This is a genomic window from Bacillus sp. NS1, from assembly GCF_058248265.1.
Genome location: NZ_JBZAZF010000003.1, coordinates 37,582 through 53,328 on the forward strand (window position 1 = coordinate 37,582; position 15,747 = coordinate 53,328).

16 protein-coding genes and 1 riboswitch are annotated in these 15,747 nt (G+C 44.2%); of the genes, 9 read left to right on the forward strand and 7 right to left on the reverse strand.

All coding sequences use genetic code 11. The annotated features are described in order from the left end of the window. Positions 1-24: 24 nt before the first annotated feature. Genes AC4CV5_RS10660 through AC4CV5_RS10670 form a run of 3 tightly spaced genes read right to left on the reverse strand, consistent with a single transcriptional unit; the run spans position 25 to position 2,611 of the window. The gene (locus AC4CV5_RS10660; protein ID WP_490922732.1) at positions 25-837 is read right to left on the reverse strand and encodes an ABC transporter permease; all 813 of its coding nucleotides are present in this window, start codon (positions 835-837) and stop codon (positions 25-27) included. Next, complete coding sequence (locus AC4CV5_RS10665) at positions 812-1,594, reverse strand: ABC transporter ATP-binding protein (RefSeq protein WP_490922733.1); 783 nt, start codon at positions 1,592-1,594, stop codon at positions 812-814. The genes AC4CV5_RS10660 and AC4CV5_RS10665 overlap by 26 nt, the downstream gene beginning before the upstream one ends. 12 nt (positions 1,595-1,606) lie before the next feature. Then, positions 1,607-2,611, reverse strand: coding sequence for an ABC transporter substrate-binding protein (locus AC4CV5_RS10670; RefSeq protein ID WP_490922734.1), 1,005 nt, complete (start codon positions 2,609-2,611; stop codon positions 1,607-1,609). A gap of 150 nt (positions 2,612-2,761) precedes the next feature. Here AC4CV5_RS10670 and AC4CV5_RS10675 point away from each other — a divergent pair, with 150 nt between their 5' ends. Together AC4CV5_RS10675 and AC4CV5_RS10680 are read left to right on the forward strand one after the other, a co-directional pair. Then, positions 2,762-3,535, forward strand: a complete 774-nt coding sequence (locus AC4CV5_RS10675) for an alpha/beta hydrolase family protein (protein WP_326221182.1) — start codon at positions 2,762-2,764, stop codon at positions 3,533-3,535. Positions 3,536-3,586: 51 nt separating this feature from the next. Continuing rightward, positions 3,587-3,829, forward strand: a complete 243-nt coding sequence (locus AC4CV5_RS10680) for a DUF2584 domain-containing protein (RefSeq protein WP_003223304.1) — start codon at positions 3,587-3,589, stop codon at positions 3,827-3,829. A gap of 38 nt (positions 3,830-3,867) precedes the next feature. On the opposite strand, the gene pckA is transcribed toward AC4CV5_RS10680, so the two are convergent. After that, positions 3,868-5,451, reverse strand: a complete 1,584-nt coding sequence (pckA, locus tag AC4CV5_RS10685; protein WP_166849360.1) for a phosphoenolpyruvate carboxykinase (ATP) — start codon at positions 5,449-5,451, stop codon at positions 3,868-3,870. A 197-nt stretch (positions 5,452-5,648) separates the two neighbouring features. Continuing rightward, a riboswitch (SAM riboswitch) is annotated at positions 5,649-5,786 on the forward strand. Between the two features lie 167 nt (positions 5,787-5,953). Between pckA and metK the strand changes: the two genes are divergently transcribed. From metK to alaP, 3 genes are all read left to right on the forward strand, one after another. Beyond that, positions 5,954-7,156 (forward strand): methionine adenosyltransferase, encoded by a 1,203-nt coding sequence (gene metK, locus AC4CV5_RS10690; RefSeq protein WP_166849363.1) that lies wholly within the window; start codon positions 5,954-5,956, stop codon positions 7,154-7,156. Between the two features lie 148 nt (positions 7,157-7,304). After that, positions 7,305-9,203, forward strand: coding sequence for an asparagine synthase (glutamine-hydrolyzing) (gene asnB / locus AC4CV5_RS10695; protein ID WP_166849367.1), 1,899 nt, complete (start codon positions 7,305-7,307; stop codon positions 9,201-9,203). Positions 9,204-9,338: 135 nt separating this feature from the next. Further along, positions 9,339-10,730, forward strand: coding sequence for an alanine permease AlaP (gene alaP / locus AC4CV5_RS10700; protein ID WP_166849370.1), 1,392 nt, complete (start codon positions 9,339-9,341; stop codon positions 10,728-10,730). 256 nt (positions 10,731-10,986) lie between these two features. On the opposite strand, the gene AC4CV5_RS10705 is transcribed toward alaP, so the two are convergent. Then, positions 10,987-11,502 carry a gamma carbonic anhydrase gene (locus AC4CV5_RS10705; protein ID WP_166849373.1) on the reverse strand — a complete coding sequence of 172 codons (516 nt, stop codon included), beginning with the start codon at positions 11,500-11,502 and terminating at the stop codon, positions 10,987-10,989. A gap of 48 nt (positions 11,503-11,550) precedes the next feature. Here AC4CV5_RS10705 and ytpA point away from each other — a divergent pair, with 48 nt between their 5' ends. Beyond that, entirely contained in the window at positions 11,551-12,330 is a 780-nt protein-coding gene (gene ytpA / locus AC4CV5_RS10710; protein WP_490922735.1) for a phospholipase YtpA, read from the forward strand. Between the two features lie 20 nt (positions 12,331-12,350). Further along, positions 12,351-13,454: a tetraprenyl-beta-curcumene synthase gene (gene tbcS, locus AC4CV5_RS10715; RefSeq protein WP_222143381.1), complete on the forward strand. Its 1,104-nt coding sequence runs from the start codon at positions 12,351-12,353 to the stop codon at positions 13,452-13,454. On the opposite strand, the gene mnmM is transcribed toward tbcS, so the two are convergent. Together mnmM and mnmL are read right to left on the reverse strand one after the other, a co-directional pair. Next, complete coding sequence (gene mnmM / locus AC4CV5_RS10720) at positions 13,444-14,028, reverse strand: tRNA 5-(aminomethyl)-2-thiouridylate-methyltransferase MnmM (protein WP_490922736.1); 585 nt, start codon at positions 14,026-14,028, stop codon at positions 13,444-13,446. The two genes, tbcS and mnmM, sit on opposite strands and share 11 nt — an antisense overlap. Next, entirely contained in the window at positions 14,025-14,993 is a 969-nt protein-coding gene (gene mnmL, locus AC4CV5_RS10725) for a tRNA modification radical SAM protein MnmL/YtqA (RefSeq protein ID WP_490922737.1), read from the reverse strand. The genes mnmM and mnmL overlap by 4 nt, the downstream gene beginning before the upstream one ends. A gap of 161 nt (positions 14,994-15,154) precedes the next feature. Here mnmL and AC4CV5_RS10730 point away from each other — a divergent pair, with 161 nt between their 5' ends. Further along, a complete protein-coding gene (locus AC4CV5_RS10730; protein WP_072566728.1) occupies positions 15,155-15,427 on the forward strand; it encodes a YtzC family protein in 273 nt (90 codons plus the stop codon). A gap of 153 nt (positions 15,428-15,580) precedes the next feature. Continuing rightward, the gene (locus tag AC4CV5_RS10735; protein ID WP_166849389.1) at positions 15,581-15,718 is read left to right on the forward strand and encodes a hypothetical protein; all 138 of its coding nucleotides are present in this window, start codon (positions 15,581-15,583) and stop codon (positions 15,716-15,718) included. Positions 15,719-15,747: the final 29 nt, after the last annotated feature.

Here is a 15,747-nt window from a genome sequence, read left to right on the forward strand (position 1 = left end):
AACCCGGCTCATGTGCCGGGTTTTTTATGTCCTGCCCTTCGTCCATTTCTTTTCCAGCAGCTCTACGCCCTGATACATTAAAGTGGCGAATATGGCGATGATCAGCAGGCTTAAGAAGACGAGTGTAAAATTGAAGACTTGGAAACCGTAAATAATCATATATCCTAATCCGACCTTTGAAACAAGGAATTCTCCTACAATGACGCCAACCCATGATAAACCGACGTTTACTTTCAGTGTTGAAATAATAGCGGGGGAGGATGCGGGAAGAATCACTTCTTTAAATATCACCCATTTTTTTGCGCCGAATGTTTTCATGACTTTTATATAGTTTTCGTCAACCTCTTGGAAAGCGGTGTACACGACGATGGTTGTGATAATAACGCTGATGATGGCTCCCATCGCAATAATGCTGATAAAACTGGGACCGAGCGCGACAATCAGGATCGGGCCCAGCGCCACTTTCGGCATTGCATTCAAAATCACAAGATACGGATCTAAAATCCTGGCAAGCCGGTTGGACCACCATAACAAAGCAGCGAGGCACGTGCCCATAAACGTCCCAAGCAAAAAGCCAAGCACCGTTTCAAATAAGGTGACGCCGATATGTGACAGTAAAGACCCGTCACCGAGCTTCTCCAGCAATAAATGCCATACAGCTGACGGAGAGCTGAAGATCAGCGGATCAATCCAGCCGAACCTGCTGGAGATTTCCCAACCTGAGAAAAAGAGAATAAATATGGCAAGCTGAAAGGTATGGACATTCCATTTTTCCTTTTTCTGTTTGAATTGATATTGCTCGTGGAGAAGATCAATCGTTTCTTTGCTGTTTCTCAAGAGAATTCAGCTCCTTCCATATCGTTTGAAACAGCGTCTGGAAGGATGGCTCCTGGCGGGCGTCAAAAGGCATCATCGCGGCCAATTCTTTAGGAATGGTAAAAATCTGATGGATGGTGCCCGGCTGGTTTGAAAATAAAAAGATCGTATCGCTCATCGCTATCGCTTCCCCAATATCATGTGTGACAAGCACTGCAGTTTTTTGATACTCCTTTAATGTACGAAATACCAGGTTTTCCAGTGACAGCTTTGTCTGAAAATCAAGCGCGGAAAATGGCTCATCCAGCAAAAGTAGACTTGGATTTGGCGCAAGAGTTCTTGCAAGCGCGGCACGCTGGCGCATTCCGCCCGACAGCTCTTTCGGATATTTTTTCTCTACATCAATGAGACCGAACTCCGGCAATAGACCGAGTGCAGCAGCCTTGCTTTCTTCTGTCAACGTGTCGGCGATTTTTAAACCGAGAAGCACATTTTCCTCGATAGATTTCCAGGGAAATAAGTAATCCTGCTGAAGCATGTAGCCGATGTTATGTTCTTTTTGATTCGGCTCACTTCCTTCAATCAGAACTCTGCCTTCCGATGGTTCAATCAGGCCGGCAATAATGGAAAGCAGTGTTGTTTTTCCGCAGCCGCTTGGGCCGAGAAATGAGATGAAATCACCTTTTTCGGCATTGAAATGAATGTCCCGTACGGCCGTCGTTTTTTCTTTAATAGAAAAATAAGTATGGGTTACATGGTCGACATGTAAGAAAGACATAGATGGCGCCTCCTATTTTTCCAAGGTGACTTTTTCGGCAATTTGTTTATTTACAAGCTGATTGTATGGAATGTGCTTCGGCAGTTCTCCCGATTGATCCATAATGGTTTGGAGCAGCTCCCATTCTTTTTCGTTTAGCAGGGGATCTGGCGAATACGATTGCTGCTTTTTATAACGTTCGATGGATGTTTCGATGACTTCTGGATCGGTATCATCAAATTCATCTTTGATGGCATCTGTGATTTCTTTCGCCGAGTGATTTTTCACCCACTGCTGCGCCTTATAAATAGCTCTTGTAAACTTGACGGCTGTGTCTTCATTTTTTTTCAAATAGCTTTGTTTTGCCATAAAAGTTGTATAAGGAACCTGGCCTGATTCTTCTCCGAACGAAGCCACGATATGGCCGATGCCTTTTTTCTCAAAGAGAGAAGCTTGCGGTTCAAAAAGCTGCACATATTCGCCGGTTCCAGAAGCAAATGCATTGGCGATATTGGCGAAGTCTATGTTCTGGATGAGGTTAATATCCTTATGCGGGTCAATCTTATGGTTGTTCAGTACATACTCGCCGACCATTTGCGGCATGCCGCCTTTTCTCTGGCCGAGAAACGTTTTTCCTTCCAGCTGATCCCAATCGAACTGTTCGACATCTTCTCTTGCGACAAGAAACGTTCCGTCTGTCTGAGTCAGCTGGGCGAAATTAATGACAGGGTCTTTAGCCCCTTGGGCTTCGACATAAATAGATGTTTCTGACCCGACAAGTGCGATGTCTGAGCCGTTTGAAAGAAGCGATGTCATCGTTTTGTCGCCGCCCCAGGTCGTATTTACATTGACATCAAGCCCTTCTTCCTTGAAAAATCCTTTTGACTCAGCAACATATAAAGGCGCGTAAAAAATCGAATGGGTCACTTCGGCTACTTTGACTTTGGTGAGCGTTTCTTCCTGGCTGCAAGCCGCCAGGGCGACCATCAGAAATATACTGCCAACACAGGCGCAGCCCAGCCTTAACCATTTATTCACATAGACAACCTCCTTATTTAGCATCAAGTTAATATCCTTTTTTGCTTTACATATCGTATGATGGGTATAAAAATGTGTGAATGCCTAATCAGGTTCTCAGGATGTAATTTTGGAGTAAGGAAAGCATATAGAAAAAAGGAGGCGGCTGCCTTGATTGTTGAGAAAAGAAGATTTCCGTCGCCGAGCCAGCATGTGCGTCTGTTTACGATCTGCTATCTTTCAAATGGCTTACGGGTAAAGGGGCTTCTGGCTGAGCCGGCGGCACCGGGACAATATGACGGATTTTTATATTTGCGCGGCGGGATTAAGAGCGTGGGCATGGTTCGGCCAGGCCGGATTATCCAGTTTGCATCCCAAGGGTTTATTGTGTTTGCTCCCTTTTACAGAGGAAATCAAGGGGGAGAGGGCAACGAGGATTTTGCCGGAGAAGACAGGGAAGATGCTTTTTCCGCTTTTCATCTACTTCAGCAGCATCCAAATGTTAAGAAGGACAGAATCCATATCTTCGGTTTTTCCCGCGGTGGAATTATGGGAATGCTCACTGCGATTGAAATGGGCCGGCATGCGGCTTCATTCGTTTCCTGGGGAGGCGTCAGTGATATGATCCTTACATATGAGGAGCGGCAGGATTTACGGCGAATGATGAAAAGAGTCATCGGCGGAACACCGAAAAAGGTGCCTGAGGAATACAAATGGAGAACACCGTTTGACCAAGTAAACAAAATTCAGGCACCCGTGCTATTAATTCATGGAGAAAAAGACCAAAACGTTTCGATTCAGCATTCCTATTTATTTGAAGAGAAGCTAAAACAGCTGCATAAGCCGGTGGAGACGTGGTACTACAGCAAATTCACACATTATTTCCCGCCAAAAGAAAACCGGCGTATCGTTCGGCAGCTCACGCAATGGATGAAGAACCGCTGACGGTGAAATATGGTATGATAAAGAAAAAAGAGAACGAAAGGGGATTTCACTTTGGGAATGCCTGTTGAATTTAATACATTGATTGTGACAAAAGGAAAAGAAGTTCGCATAGATGAAAATATATTCACGTTAGAGAAAGACGGATACCGTGTGTATCCGATGGAGATTCCGATGGATGTGCGCAAAACAAAGTTCGGCGAAAAGTCGGGAACAGCTGAAGTGCAGAAGCTTCAATGGGAAGACGGCCGGACCATCATTACATACAAGCTGACTTCTCTGCATTCTGTGAATTAAAACAAGCCAAGAGCGTAATTGCTCTTGGCTTTTGCTTTTTAAACGAGAGGGCCGCCTGCCTGTGCAATCGCATCTGTATGTGCGAACTTTTTAAAGTTCTCTTTGAATTCATTCGCGAGGTAGACAGCCTTTTCTCTGTATTCTTCCTTGTTGTTCCATGTGTTTTCCGGCTGAAGGATATGATCAGGAACGCCAGGAACTTGAACCGGAATGTGCAGGCCGAAAATATCGTCAGTCATCATTTCTGCATCCTCTAATTTGCCTTCAATCGCTGCTTTGACCATCGCCCTTGTGTAAGAAAGCTTCATGCGTTCGCCTGTGCCGTAGCCGCCGCCGGTCCAGCCGGTATTGACCAAGTAAACGTCTGCGCCGTGTTCATCGATCTTTTTGCCGAGCATTTCAGCATAGACGTGAGCAGGAAGCGGCAGGAATGGTGAGCCGAAGCATGTGGAAAACGTCGTCTCAGGAGACGTCACACCGCGTTCGGTTCCAGCAAGTTTGCTCGTATAACCGCTTAAGAAATGGTACATCGCCTGTTCCTTCGTCAGTTTGCTGATCGGCGGCAGGACTCCGAATGCATCAGCCGTCAAAAATACAATTGCTGAAGGGTGGCCTGCCATGCTTGGTGTCACGATGTTGTCAATCATATGAATCGGGTAAGCCGCCCGCGTGTTTTCGGTATAGAAGGAATCATCATAATTGGCTTCGCGTGTATCATCATCAACAACAACATTTTCAAGAACAGACCCGAAGCGGATCGCGTTAAAGATCTGAGGCTCCTTTTCTTCGCTTAAATGAATGCACTTGGCGTAGCATCCGCCTTCAATATTAAAGACGCCTGTGTCAGACCAGCCGTGTTCATCATCACCGATCAGTTTGCGGTCAGCATCGGCTGAAAGGGTGGTCTTGCCTGTTCCGGACAATCCGAAGAAAAGGGCGACATCGCCTTTTTCACCGACATTGGCAGAGCAGTGCATGGATAGAATATCTCTTTCAGGGAGCAGGAAATTCATAATGGAGAAAATCGATTTCTTCATTTCTCCAGCATACTCTGTTCCGCCGATTAAAATCGTCCGCTTTTCAAAAGAGACAATAATAAAGGTTTCAGAATGTGTGCCGTCTGTTTTTGGATCCGCTTTGAAATGCGGAGCAGAAAGAATGGTAAACGGTTGTTCAACTGTTTTCTTATCATTGCCCTCCGGTCGGATAAACAGCTGTCTGGCGAATAAATTGTGCCATGCGAACTCATTTACGACGGTGATGGGCAGCCTGTATTTTTCATCTGCTCCGGCAAATCCTTCGAATACAAACAGCTCATCTCGCTGTTTCAGATAGCTGACAACTTTCGTGTACAGCCGCTCAAATGCTTCTTCTGAAATTGGCTGATTCACCGTACCCCAATCGATCTTATTTTTCGTGCTTTCTTCCTTCACGATAAATTTGTCTTTAGGCGAGCGTCCTGTATAAGCGCCTGTTGTCGCCCGAACAGCGCCTGTGGAAGTTAAAATGCCTTCGTTCCGGGATAGTACTTTTTCTGTAAGCTGTGCTGCTGATAAATTATGACGCACATTTGGGCTTGTTAATAAGGCTTGTAGATCAGCGGTTAAATCAACTGAGTTCATATGAAACCTTCCTTTATCGTTTTTTGTGTTTTGCTAATTGTGAATTAGTATAACATATATTTTCAAATAGTCTATACTATTTAACGTTTTTTGTGTGTGCGTTTTCCAATGTTTTCTCTCAATATAGGTGCCTATTTCTTCTGAATCATATTGACATTGCAAACCCTTTTACGATAAGATATTTCATTGAGCGGATACTCTTATCCCGAGCTGGCGGAGGGACAGGCCCTATGAAGCCCAGCAACCGGTTTCTCTGTTATTATTATGTTCAACTGTGTGAGACAACCAAGGTGCTAACCTGTTGCAAGGTTGTATGATTCCTTGAGCGATAAGAGTGAAAGGCACAAAGACCAAACCCTTTCCTCGATGGAAAAGGTTTTTTTATTTCATAAATATGCCAATTAACATTCTCTAATATAACGTTACATTGTATAAGAGGGAGCGAGTTCCGTATCATATATACAAGGTCTTTCGGGAGGCCTTGTGCAGGAGGAAGCAAATCATGAGTAAAAATCGTCGTTTATTTACATCAGAATCTGTTACGGAGGGGCATCCGGATAAAATCTGTGACCAGATTTCTGACAGCATTTTAGATGAAATTTTAAAGAAAGACCCTAACGCGCGTGTTGCTTGTGAAACGTCTGTGACAACTGGTTTGGTTCTTGTCAGCGGAGAGATCACAACATCTACGTATGTTGACATTCCGAAAACGGTTCGTCAAACCATTAAAGAAATCGGATACACACGTGCGAAATACGGATTTGATGCGGAAACTTGTGCAGTTTTAACATCAATTGACGAGCAGTCTGCTGATATCGCAATGGGTGTAGACCAGGCGCTTGAAGCCCGTGAAGGCACAATGAGCGATGAAGAAATTGAAGCGATCGGTGCGGGTGACCAAGGTTTAATGTTCGGTTACGCGTGCAACGAAACAAAAGAGCTTATGCCTCTTCCAATTTCACTTGCTCATAAATTGGCCCGCCGCCTGAGTGAAGTCCGTAAAGAAGATATTCTTCCGTACCTTCGTCCTGACGGCAAAACACAGGTAACAGTTGAGTACGATGAAAATAACAAACCTGTCCGCATTGACGCGATTGTTATTTCAACTCAGCATCACCCTGAAATTACGCTTGAGCAAATCCAGCGCAACATTAAAGAACATGTTATCAATCCGGTTGTTCCTGAAGAGCTGATTGATGAAGAAACAAAATATTTCATCAACCCTACAGGACGTTTCGTTATCGGAGGCCCTCAAGGGGATGCGGGACTTACAGGACGCAAAATCATTGTTGATACGTACGGCGGCTATGCACGCCACGGCGGAGGCGCGTTCTCAGGTAAGGATGCAACGAAGGTAGACCGTTCTGCGGCTTATGCAGCGAGATACGTTGCGAAAAACATCGTTGCGGCTGAGCTTGCTGATTCTTGCGAAGTACAGCTTGCTTACGCGATCGGTGTTGCACAGCCTGTGTCAATCTCAATCAACACATTCGGTTCCGGAAAAGCTTCTGAGGAAAAATTGATTGAAGTTGTTCGCAATAACTTTGATTTACGACCTGCCGGCATTATCAAAATGCTTGATTTACGCCGTCCGATTTATAAACAAACTGCTGCGTACGGCCACTTTGGACGCCACGATGTTGATCTTCCGTGGGAGCGTACAGACAAAGCAGAGAAGCTGCGTGAAGAAGCGTTAGGAGAATAATTTTATAGCCGCTTACTGGTTAAGCGGCTTTCCCTTTTTTACGTTGTATTCATGTTTATTTTTTTACATAACCGTGAAACCAAATACTATTCACAGCGTCTATAAATAGGGGTTCAATGATGACAATTTTAATTATGGAGGCAATACTATGTGTGGATTTGTCGGGGTTTTTAACAAGCATCCGTTAGCTCAAACCGCTGATCAAGAAGAACTAATCAAACAAATGAACCAAATGATCGTTCACCGCGGTCCTGACAGTGATGGATATTTCCATGATGAGCACGTTGGATTCGGTTTCAGACGGCTCAGCATTATTGATGTAGAAAATGGCGGACAGCCTTTATCATATGAAGATGAAACATATTGGATTATCTTTAACGGAGAAATCTATAACTATATTGAATTGAGAGAAGAACTTGAAGCAAAGGGGTATACATTCAACACGGATTCGGACACAGAGGTTCTTCTTGCGACTTACCGTCACTATAAAGAAGAAGCTGCGTCCAAACTGCGCGGTATGTTTGCCTTTCTGATTTGGAATAAAAACGATCATGTGCTTTATGGAGCAAGAGATCCATTCGGTATTAAACCGTTGTACTACACAACGATCAATGATCAGGTTTATTTTGCCTCAGAGAGAAAAAGTTTAATGGTTGCTCAGAATGATATTGAAATAGATAAAGAAGCATTGCAGCAGTACATGTCTTTCCAATTCGTTCCTGAACCAAGCACGCTCGATGATAATGTGAAAAAAGTAGAGCCGGGTTCACAGTTCACAATCCGCCCGGATGGCGATATCACATTCAAAACGTATTTTAAAGCGAACTTTAAGCCAGTTCAGACTGAAGAAGATAAGCTTGTAAAAGAAGTCAGAGACGCGATCTATGACTCTGTAAACGTTCATATGAGAAGTGACGTTCCTGTCGGTTCATTCCTATCTGGCGGAATTGATTCTTCTTTTATTGTATCCGTTGCGAAGGAATTTCATCCAAGCTTAAAAACATTCTCTGTCGGATTTGAACAGCAGGGCTTCAGTGAAGTCGATGTAGCGAAAGAAACTGCAGCGGCACTTGGCATTGAAAATATCAGCAAAGTCATTTCGCCTGAAGAATACATGAACGAGCTTCCGAAGATTGTATGGCATTTTGATGACCCGCTTGCTGATCCGGCAGCGATTCCGTTGTACTTTGTTGCAAAAGAAGCGAAAAAACATGTAACGGTTGCTTTATCAGGTGAAGGTGCGGATGAGCTCTTCGGCGGATATAACATTTACCGTGAGCCGCTTTCGCTTAAACCGTTTGAACGCATTCCGTCAGGCCTGAAAAAGATGCTTCTGCACGTTGCGGCTGTTATGCCTGAAGGTATGAGAGGAAAGAGCCTGCTTGAGCGCGGCTGTACTCCGCTCCAAGATCGTTATATCGGTAACGCGAAAATCTTTGAAGAATCTGTTAAAAAGCAGCTGCTGAAGCATTATAATCCGAACCTTTCATATCGTGATGTGACAAAGACTTACTTTACAGAAAGCAGTTCATACAGCGATATTAACAAAATGCAATATGTCGATATCCACACTTGGATGCGCGGGGATATTTTATTAAAAGCAGATAAAATGACGATGGCCAATTCTTTGGAACTGCGTGTGCCGTTCTTGGATAAAGTCGTATTTGACGTCGCTTCAAAAATTCCTGATGAGCTGAAAACGAAGAACGGCACGACGAAGTATCTTCTTCGTAAAGCGGCTGAAGGAATTGTGCCTGAGCACGTATTAAACCGCAAAAAACTTGGTTTCCCTGTACCGATCCGTCATTGGCTGAAAAACGAAATGAACGAATGGGTGCGGAACATTATCCAGGAAAGCCAAACGGATGCTTATATCCACAAGGATTATGTCCTTCAGCTTCTTGAAGATCATTGTGCGGACAAGGCTGATAATAGCCGTAAAATCTGGACTGTACTGATCTTTATGATCTGGCACAGCATCAATATCGAAAAACGGTATATGCCTGAAGAGTTGAGCCATCAGCCTAAAGAAGTCATCTTTGTGTAACAGACAACAAGGCTTTCGATTCGTCGAAAGCCTTGTTATTATCCTTTTATTTCTCCATCACATTGATTTACCCAATCCACACGGAAAATTCAGAAAAATGATTTATTGATATTTTTTTCTAGGGGAGAAGAAAGCATGCAAAAACAAAAACAAGAGCTGCACCGCGGACTCGAAGAAAGGCATATTTCTTTAATGTCTTTAGGAGCTGCCATAGGGGTGGGATTGTTCCTTGGCTCCGCATCAGCTATTCAATTAGCAGGTCCGGGTATTTTGGGAGCGTATGCCATAAGTGGCATGGTCATGTTTTTTATTATGAGAGCGCTTGGAGAAATGGCCATTCAAAAACCGGTCGCTGGCTCTTTCAGCCGCTATGCCCGTGATTATTTGGGACCGCTTGCAGGCTATTTAACAGGATGGAACTACTGGTTTTTATGGGTTGTAACCTGTATGGCTGAAATCACTGCTGTCGGGATTTATATGGGGTACTGGTTTCCGGACGTGCCAAACTGGATTTGGGCATTATCGGCGCTGGTCATTATGACGGGTGTTAATTTCTTGGCTGTCAAAGCCTACGGAGAGCTGGAATTTTGGTTCGCTTTGATTAAAATTGTCGCGATCTTATCTATGATTGCTGTCGGTTTATTGATGATCATCGCAGGGGTCGGCAATGGAGGCATTGCAACCGGAATCAGCAACTTGTGGAACAACGGAGGATTTTTTCCACATGGAATAAAAGGGGTCTTATTGTCACTTCAAATGGTGATGTTCGCCTATTTAGGGATTGAAATGATCGGGGTGACAGCTGGCGAGGTGAAAAACCCGCAAAAATCGTTAGCCAAAGCAATTGATACGGTATTTTGGCGTATTTTGATTTTTTATGTAGGCGCTTTATTTGTCATTATGTCTATTTACCCATGGCAGGAAATTGGCTCACAAGGAAGTCCATTTGTCCTCACATTTGAAAAGGTGGGCATTCCATCGGCAGCAGGCATTATTAACTTTGTCGTTTTAACGGCCGCGCTGTCTTCATGCAACAGCGGCATTTTCAGCACAGGGCGGATGCTGTTTAATTTAGCGGAGCAGGGTGAGGCGCCGCAAGCATACGGGCAGCTGACGAAAGGCGGTATTCCGGGGAAAGCTGTTCTGGCTTCAGCGGGTGCTTTATTAGTCGGAGTGCTGTTAAACTATGTTGTACCTGCAAAGGTGTTTACTTGGGTCACAAGTATTGCGACATTCGGAGCGATTTGGACGTGGGCGATCATTTTGCTTTCTCAAATTAGATACCGGAAAAGCTTGCGGCCGGAAGAAAAGAAACACTTAAAATACAAAATGCCTTTCTTTCCGTTTACGTCTTATGTATCATTGGCATTTTTAGCATTTGTCGTTATTCTTATGGCTTACAGTCCCGATACAAGAGTAGCCGTGATTATCGGACCGATTTGGTTTCTTATCTTGCTTGCCGTGTATTATGGAAAAGGTTTTCATAAGAAAAATGCGGCTGCTGCCAGCGAACGAAATATCAGCTAACAAAAAGAGCTCCCAGCGAGCTCTTTTTGTGTGTTGTCATAGAAACTAGAGAAAAGGAAAGAATAGGAATATGTTTTTTGCAGAGGCAGCTTACAGTTGCGGATCAAGTTTTATGATAAGATAAAAGTCATACGTTTGATGCCATGTGAACGTTTTATGGAGAAACCAAAACCCGAACTGTCATTACGTCCGGGTAAACAAAGGTTATTGCTTTCAAACATAATTTGAAAAATGGTAAAGTAAGACGAAGCAGGTCTTATGTTTTTTGAAGTGATTTATAATATTGGCCCTTTGCTACATATTCCGACCGTATTCTTTGCATATCTTGTCGGTCTTCTTCGGTCAAAGGGCGGATGACTTTTGCAGGACGGCCAAAAGCGAGATGGCCAGGCGGAATGATTTTTCCCGGCGGGACAAGACTGCCGGCGCCAATAAAGGCACCTTCGCCAATCTCGGCTCCGTCTAAGATGATTGAGCCCATGCCGATTAAGGCGTTCTTGCGGATAACAGCACTATGAAGTGTAACCTGATGGCCTATCGTGGCGTCATCTTCAATGAGAAGCGTCCGGTTCGGGCTTTGATGGAGGCAGCTTAGATCTTGAATATTGACTCTGTTTCCGATTCTAGTCGGCGCGACATCTCCCCTTATGACAACAGAAAACCAAATGCTAGACTGTTCTCCGATAACGACATCACCGGTAATAGTTGCATTATCAGCTACAAAGGCTGTTGGGTGGATATCTGGCATGTGTTCCTTATAAGGGTAGATCATAGTATTCATCCTTCTTTCTCTATTTAAATTTCGTATGAGGTGAAGAGCATGTGGACCTGGAAAGCAGACAGACCTGTTGCCGTGATTGTGATGATCCACGGGGCAAGTGAATATCACGGACGATATAAATGGCTGATTGAAATGTGGAGATCTTCGGGTTATCACGTTGTCATGGGCGACTTGCCGGGTCAGGGGACAACCACAAGGGCCAGAGGTCATATTCGCTCATTTCAAGAATACATTGATGAAGTAGATACTTGGATAGATAAAGCACGAACCTTTGAGCTGCCGGTTTTTCTTCTCGGTCACAGCATGGGCGGCCTGGTTGCGATTGAATGGTTTAAACAGCAAAGAAATCCCCGTATTACGGGAATTATTTTATCATCACCGTGTCTGGGACTGCAAATTAAAGTGAATAAAGCGCTTGATCTTGCATCACGAGGCCTGAATGTCATCGCTCCGTCGCTTAAGGTTGATTCGGGATTATCAATTGATATGGCGACGCGCAATGAAGACGTCATCGAGGCCGACCAAAATGACTCGTTATATGTCAGGAAAGTATCTGTCAGATGGTACAGAGAACTGTTAAAAACAATTGAGTCAGCGATGGTGCCGACAGATGCGTTTTTGAGAGTGCCGCTCTTTGTGATGCAGGCCGGTGACGATAAGCTTGTTGACAAAACGATGGTCACTAAGTGGTTTAATGGTGTAGCTTCCCACAATAAAGCGTACAGAGAGTGGGAAGGGCTTTATCATGAAATATTTAATGAACCCGAAAGAGAAGATGTCTTTAAAGTAGCAAGAGCGTTTACTGATCAATATATTTGAACTAATTGGGGGTGCATGTGTTGACAGTACCGGAACATCCTTTTGGATTAATGGCAAAAGTATATCGAGATATTTTTCCGCTCGTTCATCAAGAGCTGGACATATGGAAGCAAAAATCAGAATCAATTCATAACAGTGAATTAAAAGCACAGGCAACCGCAAGTATACGAGACAAAACATTCCACTGTGAAGGCGGCGGCATACTGGCCTTGTTGTCAGGCAATCAAAAGCAGAAATGCGTCGAGTTTATCATCGCGTATCAAACGATCAGTGATTATCTGGACAATCTGTGCGACCGCAGCACCTCACTTGACCCGCAAGATTTTCGGATGCTCCACGCCTCAATGCAGGACGCACTGACAGTCGGGGCGGAACCGCAAAATTATTATCAATTCAGAGAAGAACAGGATGACAGCGGGTATTTGCATGAGTTGGTCAAAACGTGCCAGCGTGTTCTTGGTTCAATTGACCACTACGACATGATTAAACCTTATCTGCTTGAACTGTGCGGCTATTATTGCGATTTGCAGGTGCATAAGCACGTCATTGAGCATGAGCGTGTTCCGCGGCTTGAGAAGTGGTTTACTCAATATGAGTCAGAGCTGCCTGAGATGGAATGGTATGAATTTTCAGCCTGTGCAGGCTCGACGTTAGGCATATTCTGTCTTGTTGCGTATTCGTTCCAGCCTGATTTCACAGAAAATACCGCTAAAAAAATCCGCAATAGTTATTTTCCTTACATACAAGGTCTTCACATTCTGCTCGATTATTTAATTGATCAAGAGGAGGACTTGCTGGAAGGGGACTTGAATTTCTGCTCGTATTACGAGTCGCATGAAGAAATGATGAAGCGGCTTGAACATTTTATCCAAAAAGCAGACGAACATTTACAAGGCATTCCGCATGAAAACTTCCATCGTTTAATCAATCGCGGCTTGCTTGGCGTTTATTTGTCAGATGATAAAGTGGCGGGCCAAAAGGAGATGGGCCGGCTTGCGAAGAAGCTGATCAAAGCAAGCGGAAAAACCTCCTTTTTCTTTTATATCAACGGCAGAGCCTACCGGAAATTTCAAAAAATGGCCTGGATGAAAAACTCAAAGAAAAAAGCTCAAATCATTTGCTGATTTGAGCTTTTTTTTCGATGGCGACAATAAATGGCGGGTCATTTTGCTGGTTGATAAATCCGTATGTTAACACGCGGGCTGTTTGCTGGTCCAAGCTCCGGCAAAAGTCGAGCACGTCGTTTTTTTCAGCTTTGCCTTCCGGGTGGCCATGATAGACGACCAAAACAATCAGGCCTTCATCTTTCATGATGCTGAGAAGCTGTTCAATTGCTTTGATCGTTGAAATGCCGTTCGTCGTAATCGATTTGTCCCCGCCCGGCAGATAGCCGAGGTTAAACACAGCGGCCGCCACTTTGCCGTGTGTTTCCGGCGGAAGGGATTCAGCGATTTTGTCATGGCTTTCGTGAAATAACGTTGTTCGCGCTTGATATGTCTCACCGAGCCGTTCCTTCGTATTGGCCACGGCTGATTCTTGGATGTCGAATGCGTACACATGGCCGTTTTCACCGACAAGCTCCGCTAAGTACTGCGTATCGTGCCCGTTGCCCATCGTTGCATCTATGACGATATCTCCTTCTCCCGCGGCCATTTTCAGCAGTTCTTTGCTGTAAGGAAGAATTTTCTTCAAAATCATAGCGCTGATTCCTCCTCGAACCGCTGAAAGAGCTTCCCTTGATAACTGCCGCGATTTTCAAGTTCTTTATTAATGGCGCCAAGCACTTCCCATTTGTTGACGCTCCACATCGGCCCGATCATCAATTCTATAGGTCCGTCACCTGTAATGCGGTGGACGATCATTTCCGGCGGAATGATCTCAAGCTGATCGCAAACGAGCTGCACATATTCATCTTGAGAAAGGAATTCCAGCTTTCCTTTTTCATATTGCTTGACCATCGGCGTGCCTTTCAATAGGTGCAAAAGATGGATTTTAATGCCCTGGACGTCCAAATCTGCGACAGCCTTTGCGGTTTCCATCATCATGTCCCGGTCTTCCAAAGGCAGTCCGTTGATAATATGTGAGCAGACCCGTATGCCGTGTTTTCTTAATTTTTTGACGCCTTCCACATAGCAGTTAAAATCATGTGCGCGGTTGATCAGAAGAGCGGTCCGTTCATGAACCGTTTGAAGCCCAAGCTCCACCCACAAATACGTGCGGTCATTCAGCTCTGCCAAGTAGTCCACGACATCATCAGGCAGACAGTCCGGGCGTGTGGCGATCGAAATGCCGACCACATCATCAAGTGCGAGAACAGATTCAAACTTCTCACGAAGCACCTCAACCGGCGCGTGTGTATTGGTGAAGGCCTGAAAATAGGCGATGTATTTGCCGTCCTTCCATTTTTCGTGCATGCGGTTTTTGATGTCATGGAATTGCGTAATTAAATCATCGGCCCGGTTCCCGGCAAAATCGCCGGAACCTGCAGCGCTGCAAAAAGTACAGCCGCCGTGTGCAACGGTGCCGTCCCGATTTGGACAGTCAAAGCCGCCGTCAAGCGCCACTTTAAACACCTTATGGCCGAAATGTTCTCTGAGATGATAATTCAATGTATGATAGCGTTTTTCCGTATTTGAATAAGGAAAAGGATTGTTCTGCATCACAATTCATGTGCCTCCTTGCGTACGATTGCATCCTAAAATTGTAGCACGCATTTTGCAAGAGAACAAATGAATATCGACCATAAATTACTTTATTGAACGAAGTCAGATGGGGCTACAATATGAATGATGGATTATTTCCATTACCAAGAGGAGGGGTTACTGTGGCAACAAGACAATCAGTAGATGAACATCTCCAGCAATGTATGCAGGCGTATGATTATGCTGAAGAACAGCTGACAATCGCTTCAAAACAAGAGCATTATAACGACCAAGAATACAGTGATGCGCAAATGCAGCTTGAAAATGCGGTAAATGCCTTAAATAAGCTGTGGCTGTCGTCAAATGATCAGCAGAGGGAGCAGCTGTACAGAATGAGGCTTCAGCTTCAAGCTTTGCAAAATAACATGATCCTTCAGCACCCTCTTGATGTGTAAGAAACGGACCCTTTTAATAAGGGTCCGTTTTTTTGTAAAAAAAGGATTGACTTTGTGTGGGAAAATATTTATTGTATTAAGTGTACTAATTGAAGTAATACACTATAGACACTGATGAAAAGTCATTTATATATTAAATTAAGGGAGGCAGTTATGAAACATAAAAAACGAAACAAACGTAACTTGCCGATGCTGATCGCGGCATCTGTGATCGCTTGTTCTTTTTTTCTTGTTCTTGTGATAATCGGTTTTGAATGTCAAAAAAGTATCATTGATCAGTTTTATTTATAAAAGGTTCAGATCGTATAGAAAGTAGGGAA

Excerpts from the sequence above, each read along its gene's own strand:
- ytpA (WP_490922735.1), top strand. The coding sequence starts at position 11,551 with ATGTGGACCTGGAAAGCAGACAGACCTGTTGCCGTGATTGTGATGATC.
- mnmM (WP_490922736.1), bottom strand. The coding sequence starts at position 14,028 with ATGATTTTGAAGAAAATTCTTCCTTACAGCAAAGAACTGCTGAAAATG.
- asnB (WP_166849367.1), top strand. The coding sequence starts at position 7,305 with ATGTGTGGATTTGTCGGGGTTTTTAACAAGCATCCGTTAGCTCAAACC.
- metK (WP_166849363.1), top strand. The coding sequence starts at position 5,954 with ATGAGTAAAAATCGTCGTTTATTTACATCAGAATCTGTTACGGAGGGG.
- pckA (WP_166849360.1), bottom strand. The coding sequence starts at position 5,451 with ATGAACTCAGTTGATTTAACCGCTGATCTACAAGCCTTATTAACAAGC.
- AC4CV5_RS10665 (WP_490922733.1), bottom strand. The coding sequence starts at position 1,594 with ATGTCTTTCTTACATGTCGACCATGTAACCCATACTTATTTTTCTATT.
- AC4CV5_RS10705 (WP_166849373.1), bottom strand. The coding sequence starts at position 11,502 with ATGATCTACCCTTATAAGGAACACATGCCAGATATCCACCCAACAGCC.
- AC4CV5_RS10735 (WP_166849389.1), top strand. The coding sequence starts at position 15,581 with ATGAAACATAAAAAACGAAACAAACGTAACTTGCCGATGCTGATCGCG.
- alaP (WP_166849370.1), top strand. The coding sequence starts at position 9,339 with ATGCAAAAACAAAAACAAGAGCTGCACCGCGGACTCGAAGAAAGGCAT.